Consider the following 17,635-nt stretch of genomic DNA (forward strand, 5'->3'; position numbering starts at 1 on the left):
TCACTTCACTTCAGGTAGCAATATCTGTCATTCGCCTGACTGCTCCAGCCGAAGCAAAATGGTTCCCTGAGCCTGACGCGAAATTAAATGTTGATAGGCTTGTTCGTGTTGTTCCAGTGAAAATACACTGTCGATTCGAGGTTTGATCTTGCCTTGCTCTAAAAGAATTTTTAGGACATGGAATACATGTTCCACGTCTTCATCTGTTTCTAAATGTGCATCAAATCCAAGCAGTTTTTTCTCGTAAACAACAACATCAACAATATCGATTTCTGAAGTAAAGCCACCAGCAAACCCAATAGAAACGACAGCCCCCCGGGTTTTCAGACATTTCATTAACTGGCCTAAAACTTCACCCGCCACGGTATCAAAAGCTAAATCAACACCTTTACCCTGAGTAAGGTCCAATACCGTTGAAACCATATCCTGAGCAGAAAGGTCAATCACATGTTTAGCACCAGAATCCAACGCATTGGCTATTTTCCCGCTGGTTGAAACAACGCCAATCGGTGTTGCTCCTAATGCGTTTACCAGCTGTATTAAAGCGTGACCAAGAGAACCGGTCGCACCCGAAATCAGTACTGTTTGTCCCTTTTTAAGTTGGCCCACCCGACTAATTGCCTGATACGCAGATACGTAATTAATTGGCAACGCCGCAGCGATATCCAGATCTGTACCGACCGGAAGTTCAACAATCCATATGTCTTCTACCAATACGAATTGTTGTTGCAAGCCATCTTCGGTAATGCCCAAAGCACCGCCACCATAAATAGCCACAGCAGTACCCGCTTTAAAGTGCTCACTTTCTACAATGACACCAGAACCATCATTGCTTAATACTAACGGGGCTTTTGCTGCAGGAACGCCGCCCATTCGAATCTGGTTCGACAGTGGATTTACCGTTGCAGCGTGCATTTTCACCAGTGAAAAACCCGGCTTAATTTGAGGAGTTGAGCGCTCTTCAATTTGAAGAACTGGCTGAGCACCGAATTGCTTGGCGACTAATGCTTTCATTGCTATTCCGACAATTTTCATACGCTGCACATGTCAGCGTGATTAAACGTGATGGAATTATGAATGAAAGCTCCCTACAAACGTTACTCTCTAACGGACAGCCTGTTTGCTGTAAACGCCAAGTTTAACCCTGACGAAGTTGTGAAGGCGTAACGCCGTATGTTTCTTTAAACATCTTGCTAAAGTGAGAAATATTAGAGAAACCGTGGTGGTGTGCAATATCACTGATAGGTACATCTGGCTTGGTCATTACCCACTTATAGCTTGCTTTAATCCTTTGCTGCCATACCCATCGCATGACCGAAGTCTTTTCCTTACTGAACAATCGGCTCAATGTTCTTGAAGACATATGAAATTGCTGAGAAATGGATTCAACAGACAAAGACGAGTCACCAATATTGTCAATAATGAATTGCTGAACCAATGTCAGGTTATCTTTCTTATCACGCTGAATCGCTCGATCACCTTCAGGTGAAGCAACCTCAAATGCACTGCCCAGCATAGATAAAATGGCAAAGAGCATCTTATCGCCAACAATATCTTCCTGCTCTTCACTTTCCCATGCTTGCTCGATCATTGAACCAACGAAGCGCCCTAATGGTGAGTCACGTTTAAGTGTCTTATTTAATGGGAACTCAGTGCTGTTTATCCTTGCGTTAAATACTGAATGAGGTACTGAGATAACTATTTGGTTATCCCCTTGAGGGAAACGATATGAGAATGGCTGGTTGTTGTCGTAAACAACAATATCGCCATCTGACTGTTCTGTTGTCGTATTATTTTGAGTTAGCTGAGCATAGGGGCATAACGACAGGCAGATAAAATAATCATCCGTATAACTTGCTTCTTCCGTTTCGTGGTACTCCATCGGTGTGGAATGTATACGGGTGATTAAGGCACTTCTCCCCAGAGATTTAACCGCTAACTCCCCCTGAAAATCACCTTCAGTCAGGTTAGTATTTTTGGTCACCGCGGAATACGTAGAGCCAACCAGACTTTGCCAGTATTCAAAACTCTCTTGTGCTCTAACGTCTCGTGTGGAATAGCTTCTACTCACTAACTCTCTCCCCTTCGATTAACGCAGTAATACAACCTGATAAAAGGTCGAGTGCTCGTATATGAACATTATCGAGCTCAAAAGATGCATTTAGCCGAATGTAGTGATTATACTGCTCCGTCAAACTAAACATCTTGCCAGGAGCAATACTGACATTTTGTAGCAACACCCGATGGTAGATTTGAATCGCATCAATATGTTTAGGCAGTTCTAGCCAAATAAAATATCCACCACGCTGGCTGATAATCTTAACCTTATCTGGCAGCTGAGATTGCAGCACTTCAACCATTCTCTTTTTACGCTCGGCAAGTTTCTTACGTAACTGTTTCAGATGTAATTCATAATTACGGCTGGTCAAATATTGAACCAGCGTCATTTGAATTGGCGCGCTGGTGGCCATTGTACTCATTAATTGCAGCTTCTGTATTTCAATCGCGCGTTTGCCTGCCGCAACCCAGCCAATACGTAACCCTGCGATTAAAGATTTTGAAAACGAAGAACACAGCATGACATTACCTGAATCATCGTACGTCCGCATTGCGCTTACTGCTTCATCGCTCTCATACCGTTCACTGTAAACATCATCTTCAATCAGTGCGACGTGATACTTTTGCATCAATTCAGCCACACGCCTCTTCTTTTCATTTGATAACGTATAGCCAAGCGGATTCTGATGATTAGACATCAACCAACACGCCTTCACATCGTGGGTTTGCAACGCGCTCTCAAGTGAGTCCAAATCAATCCCAGTAAAGGGATCCGTTCGAATAGACAGGGCTTTCAGCCCTAAACGTTCCAGTGACTGCAAAGCACCATAAAATGTAGGCGACTCCACAACAACCCAGTCACCGGGACGAGTGCAGGCTTGTAGACTCAAATTTAACGCTTCCAGTGCACCAGCAGTAATGACTATTTCATCCGGCGAAATTTCAATCCCCTTTGCCGCATATCGTTTAGCAATGATCGACTTGTACAATGAAATCTATAAACCAACCAGCGGAAAGCTGTTTACCCAGTGCTATACGCCTTTCTGCTACATTTTGAAGAACAAACTGGGGTTAGATATTCCGACGGGTCAAGCTTCCCACATTCTTCGCCATACCTTTGCCAGCCACTTCATGATGAATGGTGGCAATATCCTCGTACTACGCGACATTCTCGGCCATGCAGATCTCAGTATGACAATGCGCTACGCGCACTTCGCTCCAGATCACCTGACGGAAGCGATTTCCCTAAACCCTATCGCCTCGCTGACTGCCGCCACAAAAAAAGTTGAGGTTCTGTCGCCACTTTGTCGCCACTTCCTTTTTTGACGTAAAAAAAGAGCCGCTAAAAGCGGCTCTCAATAGTTCGTATTTTTGTTGATACAACCATATCTTGATATTCATAATTTATTTAAATTCAATTAGATACAAAAATACAACCATATGTTGATATCGTTCAAAACAACCATAAGTTGATATTTTTGTGAACCCGACGATTTACTAAAACTCCACCGGTAAGAAAGTTACTTTCAGCATTCTGGCTCACACTCCTTGTCCGCAGATCTTCATCCTTTATCTAAACGCCACCAGCGCTAACAAGGTTTTGGACAAAAAATCAGTTTCGGAAAATTGAACATTAGCAATTCATGAATAACTTCAGGTATGGCTGTAGTGGTCAACTAAAATTGGCCACTACAGAAACGCATCTAGACGTATTGTTGATAAGAACCATTGTCCTCCATTTTATCGCAGAACAAATAAATCAATATGGTCTGAAAAGAATCTAGCTCAGATATAATCTGACAAACACCGAGTCGAAAAGTGGATAGATGTCAGATCAGGTCTGAATTAGTAAATATTAATAGTCTGCGTTAGAACCTTTCACAACACACGATTCGTTATTTTCCCATCCCCAGCCGTCACCATCTGGATCTGATGATTCAGATGAACAATAAGCATAACCGTTAGGAGCGGTATCATTTGAGTCTTGAACGATACAGCTTTGCTCATTTTCCCACCCCCAACCATCCCCATCAGGGTCAAGGGAAGATGAACTACAAATGGGATACTGAGTACTTTCGCCAGAACAATCATCTTTACACGTAAAAACTGTTGCGATCTGAGAAGTCGATTTTATTCCATTTTCGCCATTGATTAATGTATTACCCCACTTCGTATAAGAATCATTATTCCAATTATTGACAATATCCAAATCAGCTGTCGAATCATCATTTCCTGACCACGACCAACCGATATATCCTAAACTTAATGTTTCTGTTCGTTCCATGATAGCGCTTTCATCTACATTAGACCCTTTATGTGTCGCCGCAAATTCACCCACAACAAGAGAGAGACCTTTATTGACAAAAGACGAGATATAATTATTTACAGTGCTATAATCGCCGTAAACTTCATACATATGCACACTAAAAATTATATTATGTAAAGGATCTGAATCTAAAATCGAGGTGGCATTATCTAACATTATATTTTGCCAATCTTGTCCCCAATTCGGTGCATCGACCATGATGACATGATTCATACCTTCACGTCTTAACCGGTTAATTGCATCTTTATGTGCCTTTACCCAATCACTACTAATGATTCCATTACCGAACGGTTCATTGCCTAAGTTAATAATAACGTAGTTTTCTTCACCAATTAGTTTTTCTTTAATTTCGATCCAATAATCCGCCGCAGAATTCAAATCAGCTGCGCTGCTTTCTTCACCGTAACCTGTCGTATCATGCACCTCTAAGACTGCAATCAAGTTGTATGATTTAGCTAGTTGGATAATATTGCCAACCTCTTCGGCACTAGTCTTATTCCATCGATGTCCGTTGCTCAATACGATCCTCACCGTATTAGCTCCTGTTGATGATATTCCCTGCAATGCAGTTTCTAGCTTATCTGCATACCAAGCATGAGCGTGATTAATGCCTCGGATCTTAAATGGGATTCCATTGTATTCATAAAGCACACTGCCAGAAACATAAAGCCCAGCAAAAACCGTATTAGAAAATAAAAATAAAAGCGTTACTATGCAAAAATTAAAATATTTCATTTCTATACCCTTAGATTATAACGTTAGTTCGTTCTAAGTGTTTTTCCAACAACTATATAGAAAATACTCAGTAAAAATTTAAAAAAAAGGTCGCTCCCCCGAACGACCTTGGCTATAAGCCAATTTATGCTGCCGCAATTTAAACTACTTCATTACCCGTTTTTTAGCGCGCTCCCAACGTGAGTCCAACTTTTCAAGAGCTTCATTAAAGTTTTTAGATGTAATCACATCTTGAATATATCCGCCTGAATAGAAATCGATTTTCGAGCGATTAGTTACTTCAATAAATGTCGATGAGTTAACAGGAGTTTGAATTACATGAGGTTCATAACTCATATATTCATTGAGCTGTTCTAAAGATGGTTTCTTGCTTTTTAACGTAGGAATAAAGCCTGCAATTTTCTCGAAATCTGAATCTTCAATCAGATATTTAAGATAAGCTTTAGCTGTCTCTTTGTTATTTGAAAACTTACTAACAGCGTAACCCCAGTCGTGATTCATTTGCGCATTCAACTCACCTTTATCATTTGAAGGCATTGGCATGAAACCGATGTTGTTCGACGCAGCGCCACGCTCAATCACTTGAGGGATAACCCAGTTTCCTAGGTAATACATACCCGCATCACCTTTTGCGATAGCATTCTTGGAGTCTTCCCAAGAATTCGTCATCAAGTCCTTTTCAGTCAACCCATCATCGATTAACTTTTTAAGTACACTCAATGATTTGTTGTAAGCAGTGTCACCTGAAAACGGCTTATCCTGAGTAAGCATTCGTTCATATACACCATCGTTACCTTCCACAACCAATGGGAATTTATCCCATTGTTGGAGCGGCCATTGAGCACCAAAATTGATATAGAGCGGGATCTGACCATTTGCTTTGATCTTTTGTGCCGCATCAAAAAAGTCGGATAGCGTCTTAATTGGCACTTCAACGCCAGCTTTCTCAAGAACTTCTTTATTGTAAACTAGACCTTCAACCGAGTTACCCATTGAGATGCCATACGCATTTCCATTGTTCTCCCAAGCATCATAAAAATAAACTTGTTCCGGTGAATAAAGGGCGTTCAAGGGTTCATAGAAATTTCCATATTGTTCTGAAGGAACAGAAGGAAGAATCAGAACGAGGTCACCATAATCACCGGTATTCATCCTTGGACGTAAACCGCCTTGATAGTCAGCAAAACCAATCACTTTCACTTCAGTAACGTTGGGATAGATATCTTTAAACTCTTTCTCATATCGCTTATAGACTCCCGCCTCAACAAGGTCAGTACGGTTCGTATAGAACGTAATTGATCCTTTCACTAGAGCTTGATTGATCCCATCGGTCACGACAGCATGTGCCATACCATTAGTTCCGAGCGTGATTGCTCCGGCGATGAGTGTCTTTGTAATTGTGGGTACAAATGATTTCATTCTCTATCTCCATGTGTATCAAAGCCGATACTTGGTTGTTTTGTTTGCCTAAATATTAACGTTACGATTTTATTAATCTAGTTGAAATGCATTGATACGTGAGCAAAATCACCACAAGATTCAGAGTTTAGTAATAAAAATTTAATTAAATTCAATAAAAACAGCATCATAGTTAATTAACCATAACAATGATTAAATTGAGACGGCAGTCACAAAGCGTCATATTTATTGAAGTAAAACACATAATCGAAACGTTACCATTAATTTTGCATCGAGTTTTGAGGACAATAGCATCGTCAAAATACAAACATTAAAAAGGACTATGTATGCAGAACATCCGCTATGCTCTACCCCTATTGACGATCATTGCAGGTTGTAGTGGTGGTGGGGTCACATCAACACATCCCTTTCCTACCGACTCAATGAACAATTTTGTTGTCCAACAAGGCCAATCATTCATGGTTGGCGGGCAACCATTTCGTATCGTTGGCACGAACAATTACTACATGCATTATGCATCGCATGACATGATTGATTCCGTCTTAGACGATGCAAAAGACATGGGACTGAACACCATACGCGTTTGGGGATTTATGGAAGGAGTTAGCCATGGGCATACCATGCAACCCGAACCAGGAATATATACCCCACCGGCCGGCGTTAAAAGCGCTTTAGAGAAACTGGACTATACAGTTTCAGAGGCGAAGAAACGTGGTATTCGGGTGGTTATCGTACTGACGAACAACTGGGGCGATTTTGGTGGAATGCAACAATATGTCGACTGGTTTAACGGCACTCATCATGATGATTTTTACAAAGACATCAATATTAAAGACGCCTATAAAAACTACGTAAAACATCTCATAGAACATAAAAACCGCTATACAGGTATTATCAATAAAGACGAACCAACCATCTTAACTTGGGAGCTGGCAAACGAACCTAGAGCACAATCAGATAACACGGGTGAGTTGCTGCTTAATTGGACCAAAGAGATGAGTGACTTTGTTCGAGAGCTTGCACCGCATCAATTGATCGCTCTAGGGTCTGAAGGCTTTTTCAACCGCGAAGGCAATACAGACTGGACATATAATGGCGGTGAAGGTGTCGATTGGGAACGTATCATCACGCTGCCCAATATCAACTACGGTACATTCCATTTGTACCCTGAACACTGGGGAAAACATAACGCCGAAGAATGGGGAACCCAGTGGATCAAGGAGCATGCAAAAGCCGCGAAGAAAGCTAACAAACCGGCTGTACTTGAAGAGTATGGCATTGGCAAGAATGAGCCACAGAATCGAGACTTCATCTATCATAAATGGACAAATACAGCCTATCAAGCAGGCCTAGCTGGCAGTATGTTTTGGATTTTAACCGGTACAGACCCCGATCAACCCAATAACCTGTACCCTGATTATGATGGCTTTAGAATCTTAAATGATGGTGGTCGCACGGCACAGATCCTCACCAACCATTCGAAGCAAATGAGAGGAGTGGAATACTCAACAAAAGACACCGTGTATCTCACGTACCCAATTGACGGAATGAAGATATCTGAACCAACGTTTACTGCGCGCAGTTATCCAATGCCTAAGCTAGGCAATGAAATCACAAAAATGCAGCTAAGAATTCCGGAGAATGATTTAACTGTAGATATGGTTGATACCAATGGCGACGGATATTTTGAAGCAAATTTGGTTTCTGCCGATATTGGGTATGGAGCCAAAACATTTATCACCGTCGCAACATTTGCTGAAGGTGAGCGTCAAACCGATAAAGCAAGCGTTGACATTAATCGACCAATTAAGGGATATGAAGTCGAGACTAAATACGATTTTAGTGATCGCACAACTCAAGGATGGCAAAAAGACGGCACATGGCAAGCCAGTTGGAATACTCCCGCGATTGAAGTATCTGAAAAATTGGGCAAGCCAATGCTACAACTCAATGTAGATTGGTCTGGTAAACATGACTGGGAAGAGCTCAAGATTCGAAACCAAGCAGTTTCTAATTTTTCACAACATACCAAGATGCGCTACACACTCTACGTTCCCGTCAACAACGACGATAAAGGTGGCCTGAGACCTTATGCTGCTCTCGGTGATGGTTGGGTTAAGCTCGATGCTGACAAACATCGAGTTCAAGTTAAAGACCTAGATAAAGTGAAAATGGGTGGTCAATATTTTTATAAACAAGTCGTAGAAATCAACTTAGGGGACCTATCCAAGAAATTACCTGACATGTTTGTTTGTATTGTCGGTGATAAATTCCCACTGAACGGTTCAATCTACATTGAAGACATCGAGTTTCTTAAACCTGTCTACTAAAGAAGATAAACTAGATACTAAAACGCCAGCTATACTGCTGGCGTTTTAGCTGGTGACTTGCTGTGTCTTAACATCGGAGAAGGCTAAGGCCCTATTGCTGATCCGACATAAATGAATTGAATTAAGAAAAAACTCTGGCTGACACAGAAGCTCGATAAATCAAAGCATCTGAAGTTGCATGGATAACATTGACTTCTTCTGGACGTTGATAGAAAGCACTACCAGAGCGAGAATAATGGTGATGATTTCCGAGTCTAATTTCTCCACTTAGAACAAACCAAATACAAGCTCCCAGCTCATCCGGAGTAGTAAGCGATTGCCCCTTATCTAGTCGATATTCTCTTAGTTGGAAATCATCTGATTCTACAATGTAATCTAATCCTCCATCCAAACTCGGTTTACCGGCTAAAGTCTTCGGCACAATTGGAGAAAATTTAGTGATAGCCAGCAGTTCTTGGATATCAATATGCTTAGGCGTAAGCCCACAGCGCACTACGTTGTCTGAATTCGCCATTAACTCAAGATTCTGACCTTCAAGATAAGCATGCGGCACCCCAGCATCCTGAAAAACAACGCCACCTTTTGGAACATACATCAGGTTCATAATAAAAATCATGATCAAACCAGGGTCAAGCGGTCTAGCTTTTTTCTGAATAATTTCTACCGATCTCATAAACCAAAAAAGTGGCTCGGATTTAGAAATTTCATTTTGATGATAAGCGTTGCGATACTGCTCAATCACAGGAAGAAGCAAAGACCGAATCCTATCCGCTGGCAACGCGAAAATTGACGATACAAACCCTTGAATCCCTAGATCTGAATACAAGCGAACTAACGGGTCGAAAGACTTAAACAAACTAAGTTCATTCAAAGCTTCCGTAACGTTACGAAATCCATGTAGCAGATAGAAATCGGAAAGTGCGAGCATCAGCTCCGGCTTATGGTTCTCATCCATATAACTTCTCAATTGAACCGGAATTCCAAGAGAGTGCTCTCGAAGAAATCCTTGTTTAGCCTGCTCGAGTGTGGGATGAACTTGAATAGATAAAGGCTCCTTAACATCAAGGATTTTAAACAAATATGGCAGTTGAGTACCAAAACGTTGAACCAACTTTTTACCTAGACGATATTCAGGGGAAGCTTCTATCCATTTTGAAAGCGATGATCCGTCAACAAGCATAGAAGAGCCGGACTTATGATCGCCAAGCCACAACTCTGCCATAGGCATATCTGATAAATCTGAATCTGTCATCATGGAAATGTAATGATGACCACCCCATTCGTAGTTCTTAATCACACCTTTAATTTCGATCATACTCTCACCTCAAAATAAAATAACATCAACAATAAAAATCAATTACGTTAGAAATTTATTTAGCTCTTCTTTCTGACCATTAGATAGGCTTAATAAGCTATGACTCGCTCCAGAAACGTTATCTAAATATTCGACACTCTTATCAAACCCTAGAACAACAGAAGAAACTGAATTCGCAATATGTCCACATGATTGGAACTGCTCCTGAGCATATTGAGCAACAATATCTGTCTGTTGAACTAACTCCGAGACATGTTCACTAATATCAGATATTGCCGCTTTAGTTTGCTGTAAGTCCTTTGAATTTTTTTTCATTTGTTCAGTACAAACAGACATGCTTTCTACAGCATTAGAACTAGCCATATTCAATGCTTCAATTAGTTTTTGTATTTTATTGGTGGATTGCGTTGTTTGTTTGGCCAAGTTACTGACTTCATCAGATACAACAGAAAACCCTCGTCCATAACTTCCTGCCCTAGCGGCCTCAATAGCAGCATTGAGTGCCAACAAATTCGTTTGGCTAGCAATGTCATTAATAACATCGACAATATTTCTAATATCTTTCGTCCTAAACTCAACCTCTGAAATAGTCAGTGAACTTTCTTTAATCATCTCGCTCAACAAGTCATTTCCATCCACACTGCCATCGATTAAGCAAATGGCATCATCAACAGAGTTACTTATTCCTCGTGTATGATTTCTCGTGTTATTTATATAACTTTCCGTTTCTTTACTTGTTTGTTCTAACTGTTCAGAAGCTGCTGATATAGAATGTACAGCTAATACTTGACTATTGTTAAGACCCCGCAGGTTGTCTACACAACGTGCATTATCTTCACTTGATGAGAATATGCTCAAATTGTTCGACTTTACTTTATTTATCAACTCTCTGTTAGTAACAATTACTTCATTTAATTGGTGAATAAGTAAAGAAAACTCGAGACTCCACCCCTGGCAAGTCACAGATTGGGAATAATTCCCTTTAATTAACCCTTGAAGCACATCAAGTAAATAATTGATTGGCGTTTTTATTTTCCTTGCTAAAATACAAGCTGAAACAACAATAACAGTACAACAAAGGAATAAGGACACGAGCTGAATTTTAACAATGGAATCAAGTGTTATAGAGATATCTTTCTTTACGACCTCGTTACTTTTACTTGCGTCGTTTCTGAGTTCGATTAATTTTCTCGACAATTCTTCTTTCTTTTCAAGATAATTAACATTTAACTGTTCAAGTTCATCATTATACCGTATGACATTTAACTTAGACTGAGGAAGGCTATTTTCAGAAAAGAGGATTCTCATTAACTTATCATTCGAACTTATATAATCTTTTTCATTTCTAATCGATGGTAATTCTTCATAAAGAAACTCTTCATCATCCTCAATTAGACTTTTGAGGTTATTCATCTGGTTGACAATTGTTTTTGCTTCGACTTCATCATCTACAAACAAAATCTTATTCGTCATTGCTATGGATGCGTTTATTTTTTCGAGATATGACTCTATATCTTTAATTAAAAACTCATCAGACTCATTAGACATTGTCAATGTTCGTTTAATTATAATAGCCGATGAAACGGAAATATTTTCCATTTCATTTCGATCTGTTTTTATTTTATTTTCTTTGTCAAGGACTAATTTTTTAATTGATATTTTTTGTTCAATAACTTCCTTTAAATCATCAGCAATATTTTCTAGATAATTCACATCAGCAAGGTGAGATGAAGACAATGAATTGATAAAGGCATCCATTTTCTCATGTAAATAAAAAATTTCATTATTAATAATATTGGCATCATTAGCATTCATAACAGTTGACAGTTGAATATCAATATTTTGACTTTCACTTTGTAGCTGACTGGCTACTTCATTCAAAGAAAGCGATTTATTGATTGCGAACTCAATGTCATCCTTCGCTGAATTTGAATGATAGATTACGAATGAGTTCGTCAATGTAAGAATCAATAGAACACTAACAAAGGCTATTATAATTTGGGTTACAACTTTCATGGCATTCCTTCACCAATATTAAAAAAGGAGAGAGCAATGCTCTCTCCAAAGAAGGGCAGTAAATCTACATAGATAACCTAGAACCAAACTTCCGCTTGAATACCGAAGTTCAATGTATCTGTTTCACCATTACGAGTGTAACCAGAATCAATTTTTGACGATGCACCATCATCCCATTTCGCATAAGTGACAAAAGCACGAATTTGTGGACGAGCCCAGAAGCCAGTTTCCAGCATCAATGTTGGAGCGATAGTTGCCTTATAGAAGCCACCATCTGCGCCGTCAGCAACGTCTTCTTTAATATGCTCATAACCAAGTTCATACTGCATTGCGAAATTTTTGGTGATTTGGTTATGTGGGCGAACGCCAATTGCGTAGATATCGCGATCTGCACCAGTTTTGGTACCGGCCCATGGCGCATAATCTGAATCACTCTGATAAAACGCAAAAGTAGATAGCTCCCAAGACTCACTTAGATTTGCTAGGCCATCAAAAACAATACGCGCTGACTTAGCGTCTTTAGCATTACCAAAACCCCAACCGTTTTTACCCAGTGAATCCCCCGCAGCAAGACCTTCACCATATTGAGCAGTAATGCGAGAGTAGCCGTTCGTTAAGCCATAAAAGCCATCGAAGTTATAAACCGCGGTCAATCCCAAACCACTTGTAGGACCATTTTGACGCCACGAGCTTTTCTCCATTGTGTGCCCTACAACTTGGAAATCTAAACCTGAATCAGCGATTTTTTTGAACCAAACATTAAGAGAAATATCTTCTGGATAACCTTGGGTCGAACTATCGTCAGGATCTGCAGAGTTTTCGCCACTAGGGGTAAAAGCGTAAACACCTACGTCCATTTTTGCGAAGCCAACATCAATTTTGTCAACGCCACCACCGGTACCGTTGTATTGAATGTACTCCCAATCGTATTGATGGCTCGATGTGTTAGATGAACTGTATCGTTTACCTGCCCAAAACACACTCTCTGGCGCAAACGAAAACCCGCCCATTTCAACGTAGCCTTCGCGGAACTGAATGTCATGATCATCCCCATCAACACAGTTCCAGTCTGCTGTACACTTCGTTTCGTGCGTCAAGTTCGCTCTTACTCGAGCCCATGTTCCTTCGTCAGTGGTAATTTTGATTGTAGGCAACAGCTCGATTTTGGTGTTTTGTTCGTTCCCAAGACGGAATTTACCGTAATTGGTAAAAAGCCCTAGGGAGTTGGATCGTGTTCCATCACCGTTGAGTAATAGACCCGATTTGAGATAACCGTGTAGCTCTCCTGAAGTCTCTAAAGCAAGCGCAGGGGCAGACGCTACAAATAATCCAAGGATGATACCTTTTGCTAATTTATTTAGTTTCATAGTGCTTCTTCTTATCGTTACTGTTTGAAATTCAAAAAGACCCACCCAACAAAATCCTTTTACTTACTGGCTTCATTTGGGTTGAGGTAACTATACCAAAACAAAAAATGGTAACGTTACGATTTCGATCACCATTTATGATTGAGAATATAAGTTATGATCATAAATGAGATCCAAGATCTATTTCCATGTGATTACCTAATATTAATATTCTATAAGCATCACATTTTTATTTTTTTATATAACTTAGATCACAAATAATATTATAGATAAATAAAAAGAGCACATACGTGCTCTTAGCGTCATACATATTTTTCGTTTGACTTAATTAATTCAATTCTTTGAGCAACACATTGATATGATGTTAGCGGATCTTCTGGTGTATTCATCACATAATCGACCAACTGATCGACAGTTGTGGTTAATACATGACAACGAGTATCTGATGATGCGTAGTAGATAAACACTTCACCATTGTCTCGAGCAATTAATCCATTGCAAAACACGACGTTGGACACATCGCCTACCCGCTCCTCTCCTTCAGGAGCCAAAAAGTATCCGCTAGGTCGATGGATCACTTTCGTTGGGTTATCGAGTGCAGTCATAAAACTATAGAGAACATAACGAAGACCTGCGGCAGTATTGCGCACACCATGAGCAATGTGTAACCACCCTTGACTCGTCTTAATTGGCGCTGGCCCTTGACCATTCTTAGATTCTTTTATTGTATGGTAAGTCTTTGGATCAATGACATATTCCATGTCAACCACAGCACTTTCCATAGAATCGGTGTACCCCCAGCCAATGCCACCACCACTGCCCGCTTCAATAAAGCTATCTTGTGGTCGTGTGTAAAGTGCATACTTGCCGTCTACAAACTCCGGATGCAGAACAACATTACGTTGTTGCGCCGAACGAGTTTTAAGATCTGGTAAACGCTGCCAGGTTTTTAAATCAGTAGTACGTACAATGCCACACTGTGCTACAGCCGAAGACTCATCGCCTTTGGGAGCTTCAGGATCTTTTCGCTCAGTGCAAAACAGGCCATAAATGTACCCATCTTCATGCTTCACTAAACGCATGTCGTAAACATTTGTATCAGGCTCAATCGTCTGCGGAATAACACAAGGTTTATCCCAGAATTTGAAACCATCAACACCGTTTTCTGATTCCGCTACGGCAAAAAAAGACTTACGATCATGTCCTTCAACACGCGCAACTAAGTAAAACTTCCCATTTAACTCGATAGCACCTGGGTTTAATACAGCATTAATACCTAGGCGTTCCATCAAAAAAGGATTCGTTTCTGGATTCAGATCATAACGCCAAGCCAATGGTGCATGTGCCGCTGTCAATACAGGTTTTTTGTAGCGATAAAAAATTCCATTTCCTGGAGTAATTGGTGAATTTTCATATTCAGTATTACGAGAAAAATCTGATTTCAAATCAGAAAGTCTTTGGCTAAAAATAGACATATTTGACCCTAAATTTTAAAACAGACATCATCATCAGACGATGAATGACAATCGTTATAATGATGACAAATAAAAACTTAACGTTACGATTTATCATCATTATGTGCTTGATATTTAAAGTTTGACGTTAGAAAACTTCAGATTTTGTTTTTAATTCACGCATGAGGTCATCAACAGTTGTGTAGGCGACAGCTGAATAGGTATCAGCCGCTCCATAATAAACTGCGATTCGTCCCGTTTCAGAGTCCGCCAACGCGGCACATGGGAAGGCAACGTTCGGAACAAAACCTGTTGTTTCATAGCTCTTTTCAGGCGTTAAAATGTAGTCTCGAGTACGGTATTTCACTTTCCATGGTTCATCTAAATCAAGTAATGCAGCACCAAAACTGTATACAAAACCATTGCATGTCCCAGATACGCCATGATAAATCATCAACCACCCTTCCGAGGTTTCGATAGGAATAGGCCCAGCACCAATCTTGGTTCCCTGCCACCAGCCATTGCCACCTTTGCCCATCACATGGCGATGTTTACCCCAGTATTCCATGTCATTTGAATGGCTTAGGAAAATATCGCCAAACGGAGTGTGGCCGGAATCAGAAGGACGATTCAACATCAGAAATTGACCATTGACCTTACGAGGGAACAAAACACCGTTGCGGTTAAATGGCACACATGCATTTTCTAAACGCGTAAACGTTTTGAAATCACGAGTCATACCAACACCCAACGTGGCACCATGGTCATCAGTACACCAAGTCACGTAGTAAATGTCCTCGATTTTTACAACTCGCGGATCATAGGCGTATGTGGGTTGAAAAGGCTTTCCGTCAACATCTAACCATTGGATAGGATCTTGTTGAAATTCCCAATTCAATCCATTTTTTGAATGCCCAACATGCAAATGCGGACGACCATTTTTATAATCACAACGAAATACACCGATAAACTCGCCATTAAACGGTACGACGGCAGAGTTATACACTCGAGCAGCGGCAGGAAATGGGTTCCAGTCGATGATAGGATTCTCAGAGTGACGCCACATAACCCCTTCTTCGCCAACAGGCTTCTCTTGCCAAGGCATGTTAGGAATTGCATCACCAATAATTTTTACAGACATTTTATTCTCCAAACTTAAAAATCAAAAAAAGAAGGTACTACTGTTGTAACAGCGCCAGAATCTGATTTGTTTTCTGTTCAACTAAGATAGGGTTACGCTTCGATTCAACGTTCAAACGAACAACAGGCTCAGTGTTGGAGGAGCGTAGATTAAATCGCCAATCTTCAAATTCCATACTGATACCATCAGTAATATCTGTCACAACCGCACTATCAATGAAGGCATCCCAGACTCGGTTAACCGCAACTTCAGGATTCGGAACAGTACGATTTATCTCGCCCGAAATTGGATAGCAGGTTTGAGCTTTGGATACGAATTGAGATAAGCTCAAACCTGTTTTTGATACGAGTTCAGCAATCAATAACCAAGGCAGCATACCCGAGTCACAATAAGCGAAGTCTCGGAAATAATGGTGTGCAGACATTTCCCCACCATAGACAGCGTCCTCTTGACGCATTCGCTCTTTGATAAACGCATGCCCAGTTTTTGATTGAATGGCAACACCACCAGAATTCGAAACTACATCGATGGTATTCCACGTTAATCGAGGGTCATGTATGATCTTTGCACCCGGTTCTTTATCAAGAAACGCTTGAGCCAACATACCTACGATGTAATAACCTTCGATAAAACAACCGTTTTCATCAAATAAAAAACAGCGGTCAACATCACCATCCCAAGCAACACCAAAATCGGCTTTCTTTTCGATAACGGCGTCAATTGTCGCTTGTCGATTGTCAGGTAATAATGGGTTCGGTATCCCATTAGGGAAATTGCCGTCAGGCGTATGATTGATTTTTATGAACTCAAACGGTAAATGAGCTTCTAGATTGTCAATCATATGGCCAGCGGCACCATTGCCTGCATTCACGACGATACGCAATGGCCTTAGTTCGCTTTTATTGATGTAACCAAGCAAATGTTTCGTATACTCACCCGATATATCGTAACGTTTCGATTTTTTGTCATAAAGAGCAATATCGTTGGAAGGTAAATAGGGTTGGGACTGTACGAGCGCCTTAATGTCATTTAAACCCGTGTCACCGCTAATCGGTTTGGATTGTTCGCGAACAAGCTTCATTCCGTTGTATTCTTTCGGATTATGGCTAGCAGTCACCATGATGCCGCCATCGAGGTTTAAATGGCTCGTCGCAAAATAGACCTCTTCTGTTCCAACTAAACCTAGGTCAATGACTTCAGAACCACCATCGATCAGCCCCTTGCGAAGTGAAGATGCCAAAGACTCACTACTTAAACGAATATCGTAGCCAACCGCGACTTGTTTTGTCTGAAGATACTCCGCGTATGCTCGACCAATTCGGTAAGCAATATCTTCATTCAATTCATCTGGCAGCCGACCTCGAATGTCATAAGCTTTAAATGCTTGGACTAAGTTTTCCATTATTCTCTCCAGAAATCGTAACGTTACCATTTTTGAGTTTTTGCCAAAAAGTTTCAAGAACATCTGCATTAT

The 17,635-nt window shown here is 40.6% G+C and carries 12 protein-coding genes and 1 pseudogene; 2 read left to right on the plus strand and 11 right to left on the minus strand.

The annotated features are described in order from the left end of the window. Window positions 1–27 precede the first annotated feature (27 nt). From DYA43_RS16140 to DYA43_RS16150, 3 genes are all read right to left on the minus strand, one after another. A complete protein-coding gene (locus DYA43_RS16140) occupies window positions 28–1,014 on the minus strand; it encodes a quinone oxidoreductase family protein (RefSeq protein ID WP_061055901.1) in 987 nt (328 codons plus the stop codon). Between the two features lie 124 nt (window positions 1,015–1,138). Beyond that, window positions 1,139–2,071 carry a helix-turn-helix domain-containing protein gene (locus DYA43_RS16145; RefSeq protein ID WP_061055902.1) on the minus strand — a complete coding sequence of 311 codons (933 nt, stop codon included), beginning with the start codon at window positions 2,069–2,071 and terminating at the stop codon, window positions 1,139–1,141. Continuing rightward, the gene (locus tag DYA43_RS16150; RefSeq protein WP_439951167.1) at window positions 2,064–3,047 is read right to left on the minus strand and encodes an aminotransferase-like domain-containing protein; all 984 of its coding nucleotides are present in this window, start codon (window positions 3,045–3,047) and stop codon (window positions 2,064–2,066) included. The genes DYA43_RS16145 and DYA43_RS16150 overlap by 8 nt, the downstream gene beginning before the upstream one ends. Here DYA43_RS16150 and DYA43_RS16155 point away from each other — a divergent pair. Next, a pseudogene (locus DYA43_RS16155) lies at window positions 3,037–3,324 on the plus strand (tyrosine-type recombinase/integrase); the annotation flags it as partial. The gene DYA43_RS16150 and the pseudogene DYA43_RS16155 sit on opposite strands and share 11 nt — an antisense overlap. Window positions 3,325–3,913: 589 nt before the next feature. Here DYA43_RS16155 and DYA43_RS16160 read toward each other — a convergent pair. Both DYA43_RS16160 and DYA43_RS16165 read right to left on the minus strand, forming a co-directional pair. Continuing rightward, on the minus strand, window positions 3,914–5,119 hold the full coding sequence (locus DYA43_RS16160) for a cellulase family glycosylhydrolase (protein ID WP_061055904.1): 1,206 nt from the start codon (window positions 5,117–5,119) through the stop codon (window positions 3,914–3,916). Between the two features lie 144 nt (window positions 5,120–5,263). Next, on the minus strand, window positions 5,264–6,538 hold the full coding sequence (locus tag DYA43_RS16165; RefSeq protein WP_014257541.1) for an ABC transporter substrate-binding protein: 1,275 nt from the start codon (window positions 6,536–6,538) through the stop codon (window positions 5,264–5,266). Between the two features lie 326 nt (window positions 6,539–6,864). On the opposite strand from DYA43_RS16165, the gene DYA43_RS16170 reads away from it, so the two are divergent. Then, window positions 6,865–8,868 carry a cellulase family glycosylhydrolase gene (locus DYA43_RS16170; RefSeq protein ID WP_061055905.1) on the plus strand — a complete coding sequence of 668 codons (2,004 nt, stop codon included), beginning with the start codon at window positions 6,865–6,867 and terminating at the stop codon, window positions 8,866–8,868. Window positions 8,869–8,989: 121 nt separating this feature from the next. Here the strand turns inward: DYA43_RS16170 and manA are convergent, their stop codons facing one another. The 6 genes from manA to DYA43_RS16200 form a co-directional block, all read right to left on the minus strand. Then, on the minus strand, window positions 8,990–10,183 hold the full coding sequence (gene manA, locus DYA43_RS16175) for a mannose-6-phosphate isomerase, class I (protein ID WP_000569777.1): 1,194 nt from the start codon (window positions 10,181–10,183) through the stop codon (window positions 8,990–8,992). Window positions 10,184–10,225: 42 nt separating this feature from the next. Continuing rightward, complete coding sequence (locus DYA43_RS16180; protein ID WP_061055906.1) at window positions 10,226–12,199, minus strand: methyl-accepting chemotaxis protein; 1,974 nt, start codon at window positions 12,197–12,199, stop codon at window positions 10,226–10,228. Between the two features lie 77 nt (window positions 12,200–12,276). Further along, window positions 12,277–13,566, minus strand: a complete 1,290-nt coding sequence (locus tag DYA43_RS16185) for a carbohydrate porin (protein ID WP_000773470.1) — start codon at window positions 13,564–13,566, stop codon at window positions 12,277–12,279. 302 nt (window positions 13,567–13,868) lie between these two features. After that, window positions 13,869–15,041, minus strand: coding sequence for a glycoside hydrolase family 130 protein (locus DYA43_RS16190; protein WP_000021873.1), 1,173 nt, complete (start codon window positions 15,039–15,041; stop codon window positions 13,869–13,871). A gap of 127 nt (window positions 15,042–15,168) precedes the next feature. After that, complete coding sequence (locus DYA43_RS16195; RefSeq protein WP_000111640.1) at window positions 15,169–16,161, minus strand: glycoside hydrolase family 130 protein; 993 nt, start codon at window positions 16,159–16,161, stop codon at window positions 15,169–15,171. Window positions 16,162–16,198: 37 nt separating this feature from the next. Further along, the gene (locus DYA43_RS16200) at window positions 16,199–17,563 is read right to left on the minus strand and encodes a phosphohexomutase domain-containing protein (protein ID WP_061055907.1); all 1,365 of its coding nucleotides are present in this window, start codon (window positions 17,561–17,563) and stop codon (window positions 16,199–16,201) included. Window positions 17,564–17,635: the final 72 nt, after the last annotated feature.

Origin of the sequence: Vibrio fluvialis, assembly GCF_900460245.1 — a bacterium.
Lineage (GTDB): Bacteria > Pseudomonadota > Gammaproteobacteria > Enterobacterales > Vibrionaceae > Vibrio > Vibrio fluvialis.

Excerpts from the sequence above, each read along its gene's own strand:
- DYA43_RS16140 (WP_061055901.1), bottom strand. The coding sequence starts at position 1,014 with ATGAAAGCATTAGTCGCCAAGCAATTCGGTGCTCAGCCAGTTCTTCAA.
- DYA43_RS16160 (WP_061055904.1), bottom strand. The coding sequence starts at position 5,119 with ATGAAATATTTTAATTTTTGCATAGTAACGCTTTTATTTTTATTTTCT.
- DYA43_RS16165 (WP_014257541.1), bottom strand. The coding sequence starts at position 6,538 with ATGAAATCATTTGTACCCACAATTACAAAGACACTCATCGCCGGAGCA.
- DYA43_RS16170 (WP_061055905.1), top strand. The coding sequence starts at position 6,865 with ATGCAGAACATCCGCTATGCTCTACCCCTATTGACGATCATTGCAGGT.
- manA (WP_000569777.1), bottom strand. The coding sequence starts at position 10,183 with ATGATCGAAATTAAAGGTGTGATTAAGAACTACGAATGGGGTGGTCAT.
- DYA43_RS16180 (WP_061055906.1), bottom strand. The coding sequence starts at position 12,199 with ATGAAAGTTGTAACCCAAATTATAATAGCCTTTGTTAGTGTTCTATTG.
- DYA43_RS16185 (WP_000773470.1), bottom strand. The coding sequence starts at position 13,566 with ATGAAACTAAATAAATTAGCAAAAGGTATCATCCTTGGATTATTTGTA.
- DYA43_RS16190 (WP_000021873.1), bottom strand. The coding sequence starts at position 15,041 with ATGTCTATTTTTAGCCAAAGACTTTCTGATTTGAAATCAGATTTTTCT.
- DYA43_RS16195 (WP_000111640.1), bottom strand. The coding sequence starts at position 16,161 with ATGTCTGTAAAAATTATTGGTGATGCAATTCCTAACATGCCTTGGCAA.
- DYA43_RS16200 (WP_061055907.1), bottom strand. The coding sequence starts at position 17,563 with ATGGAAAACTTAGTCCAAGCATTTAAAGCTTATGACATTCGAGGTCGG.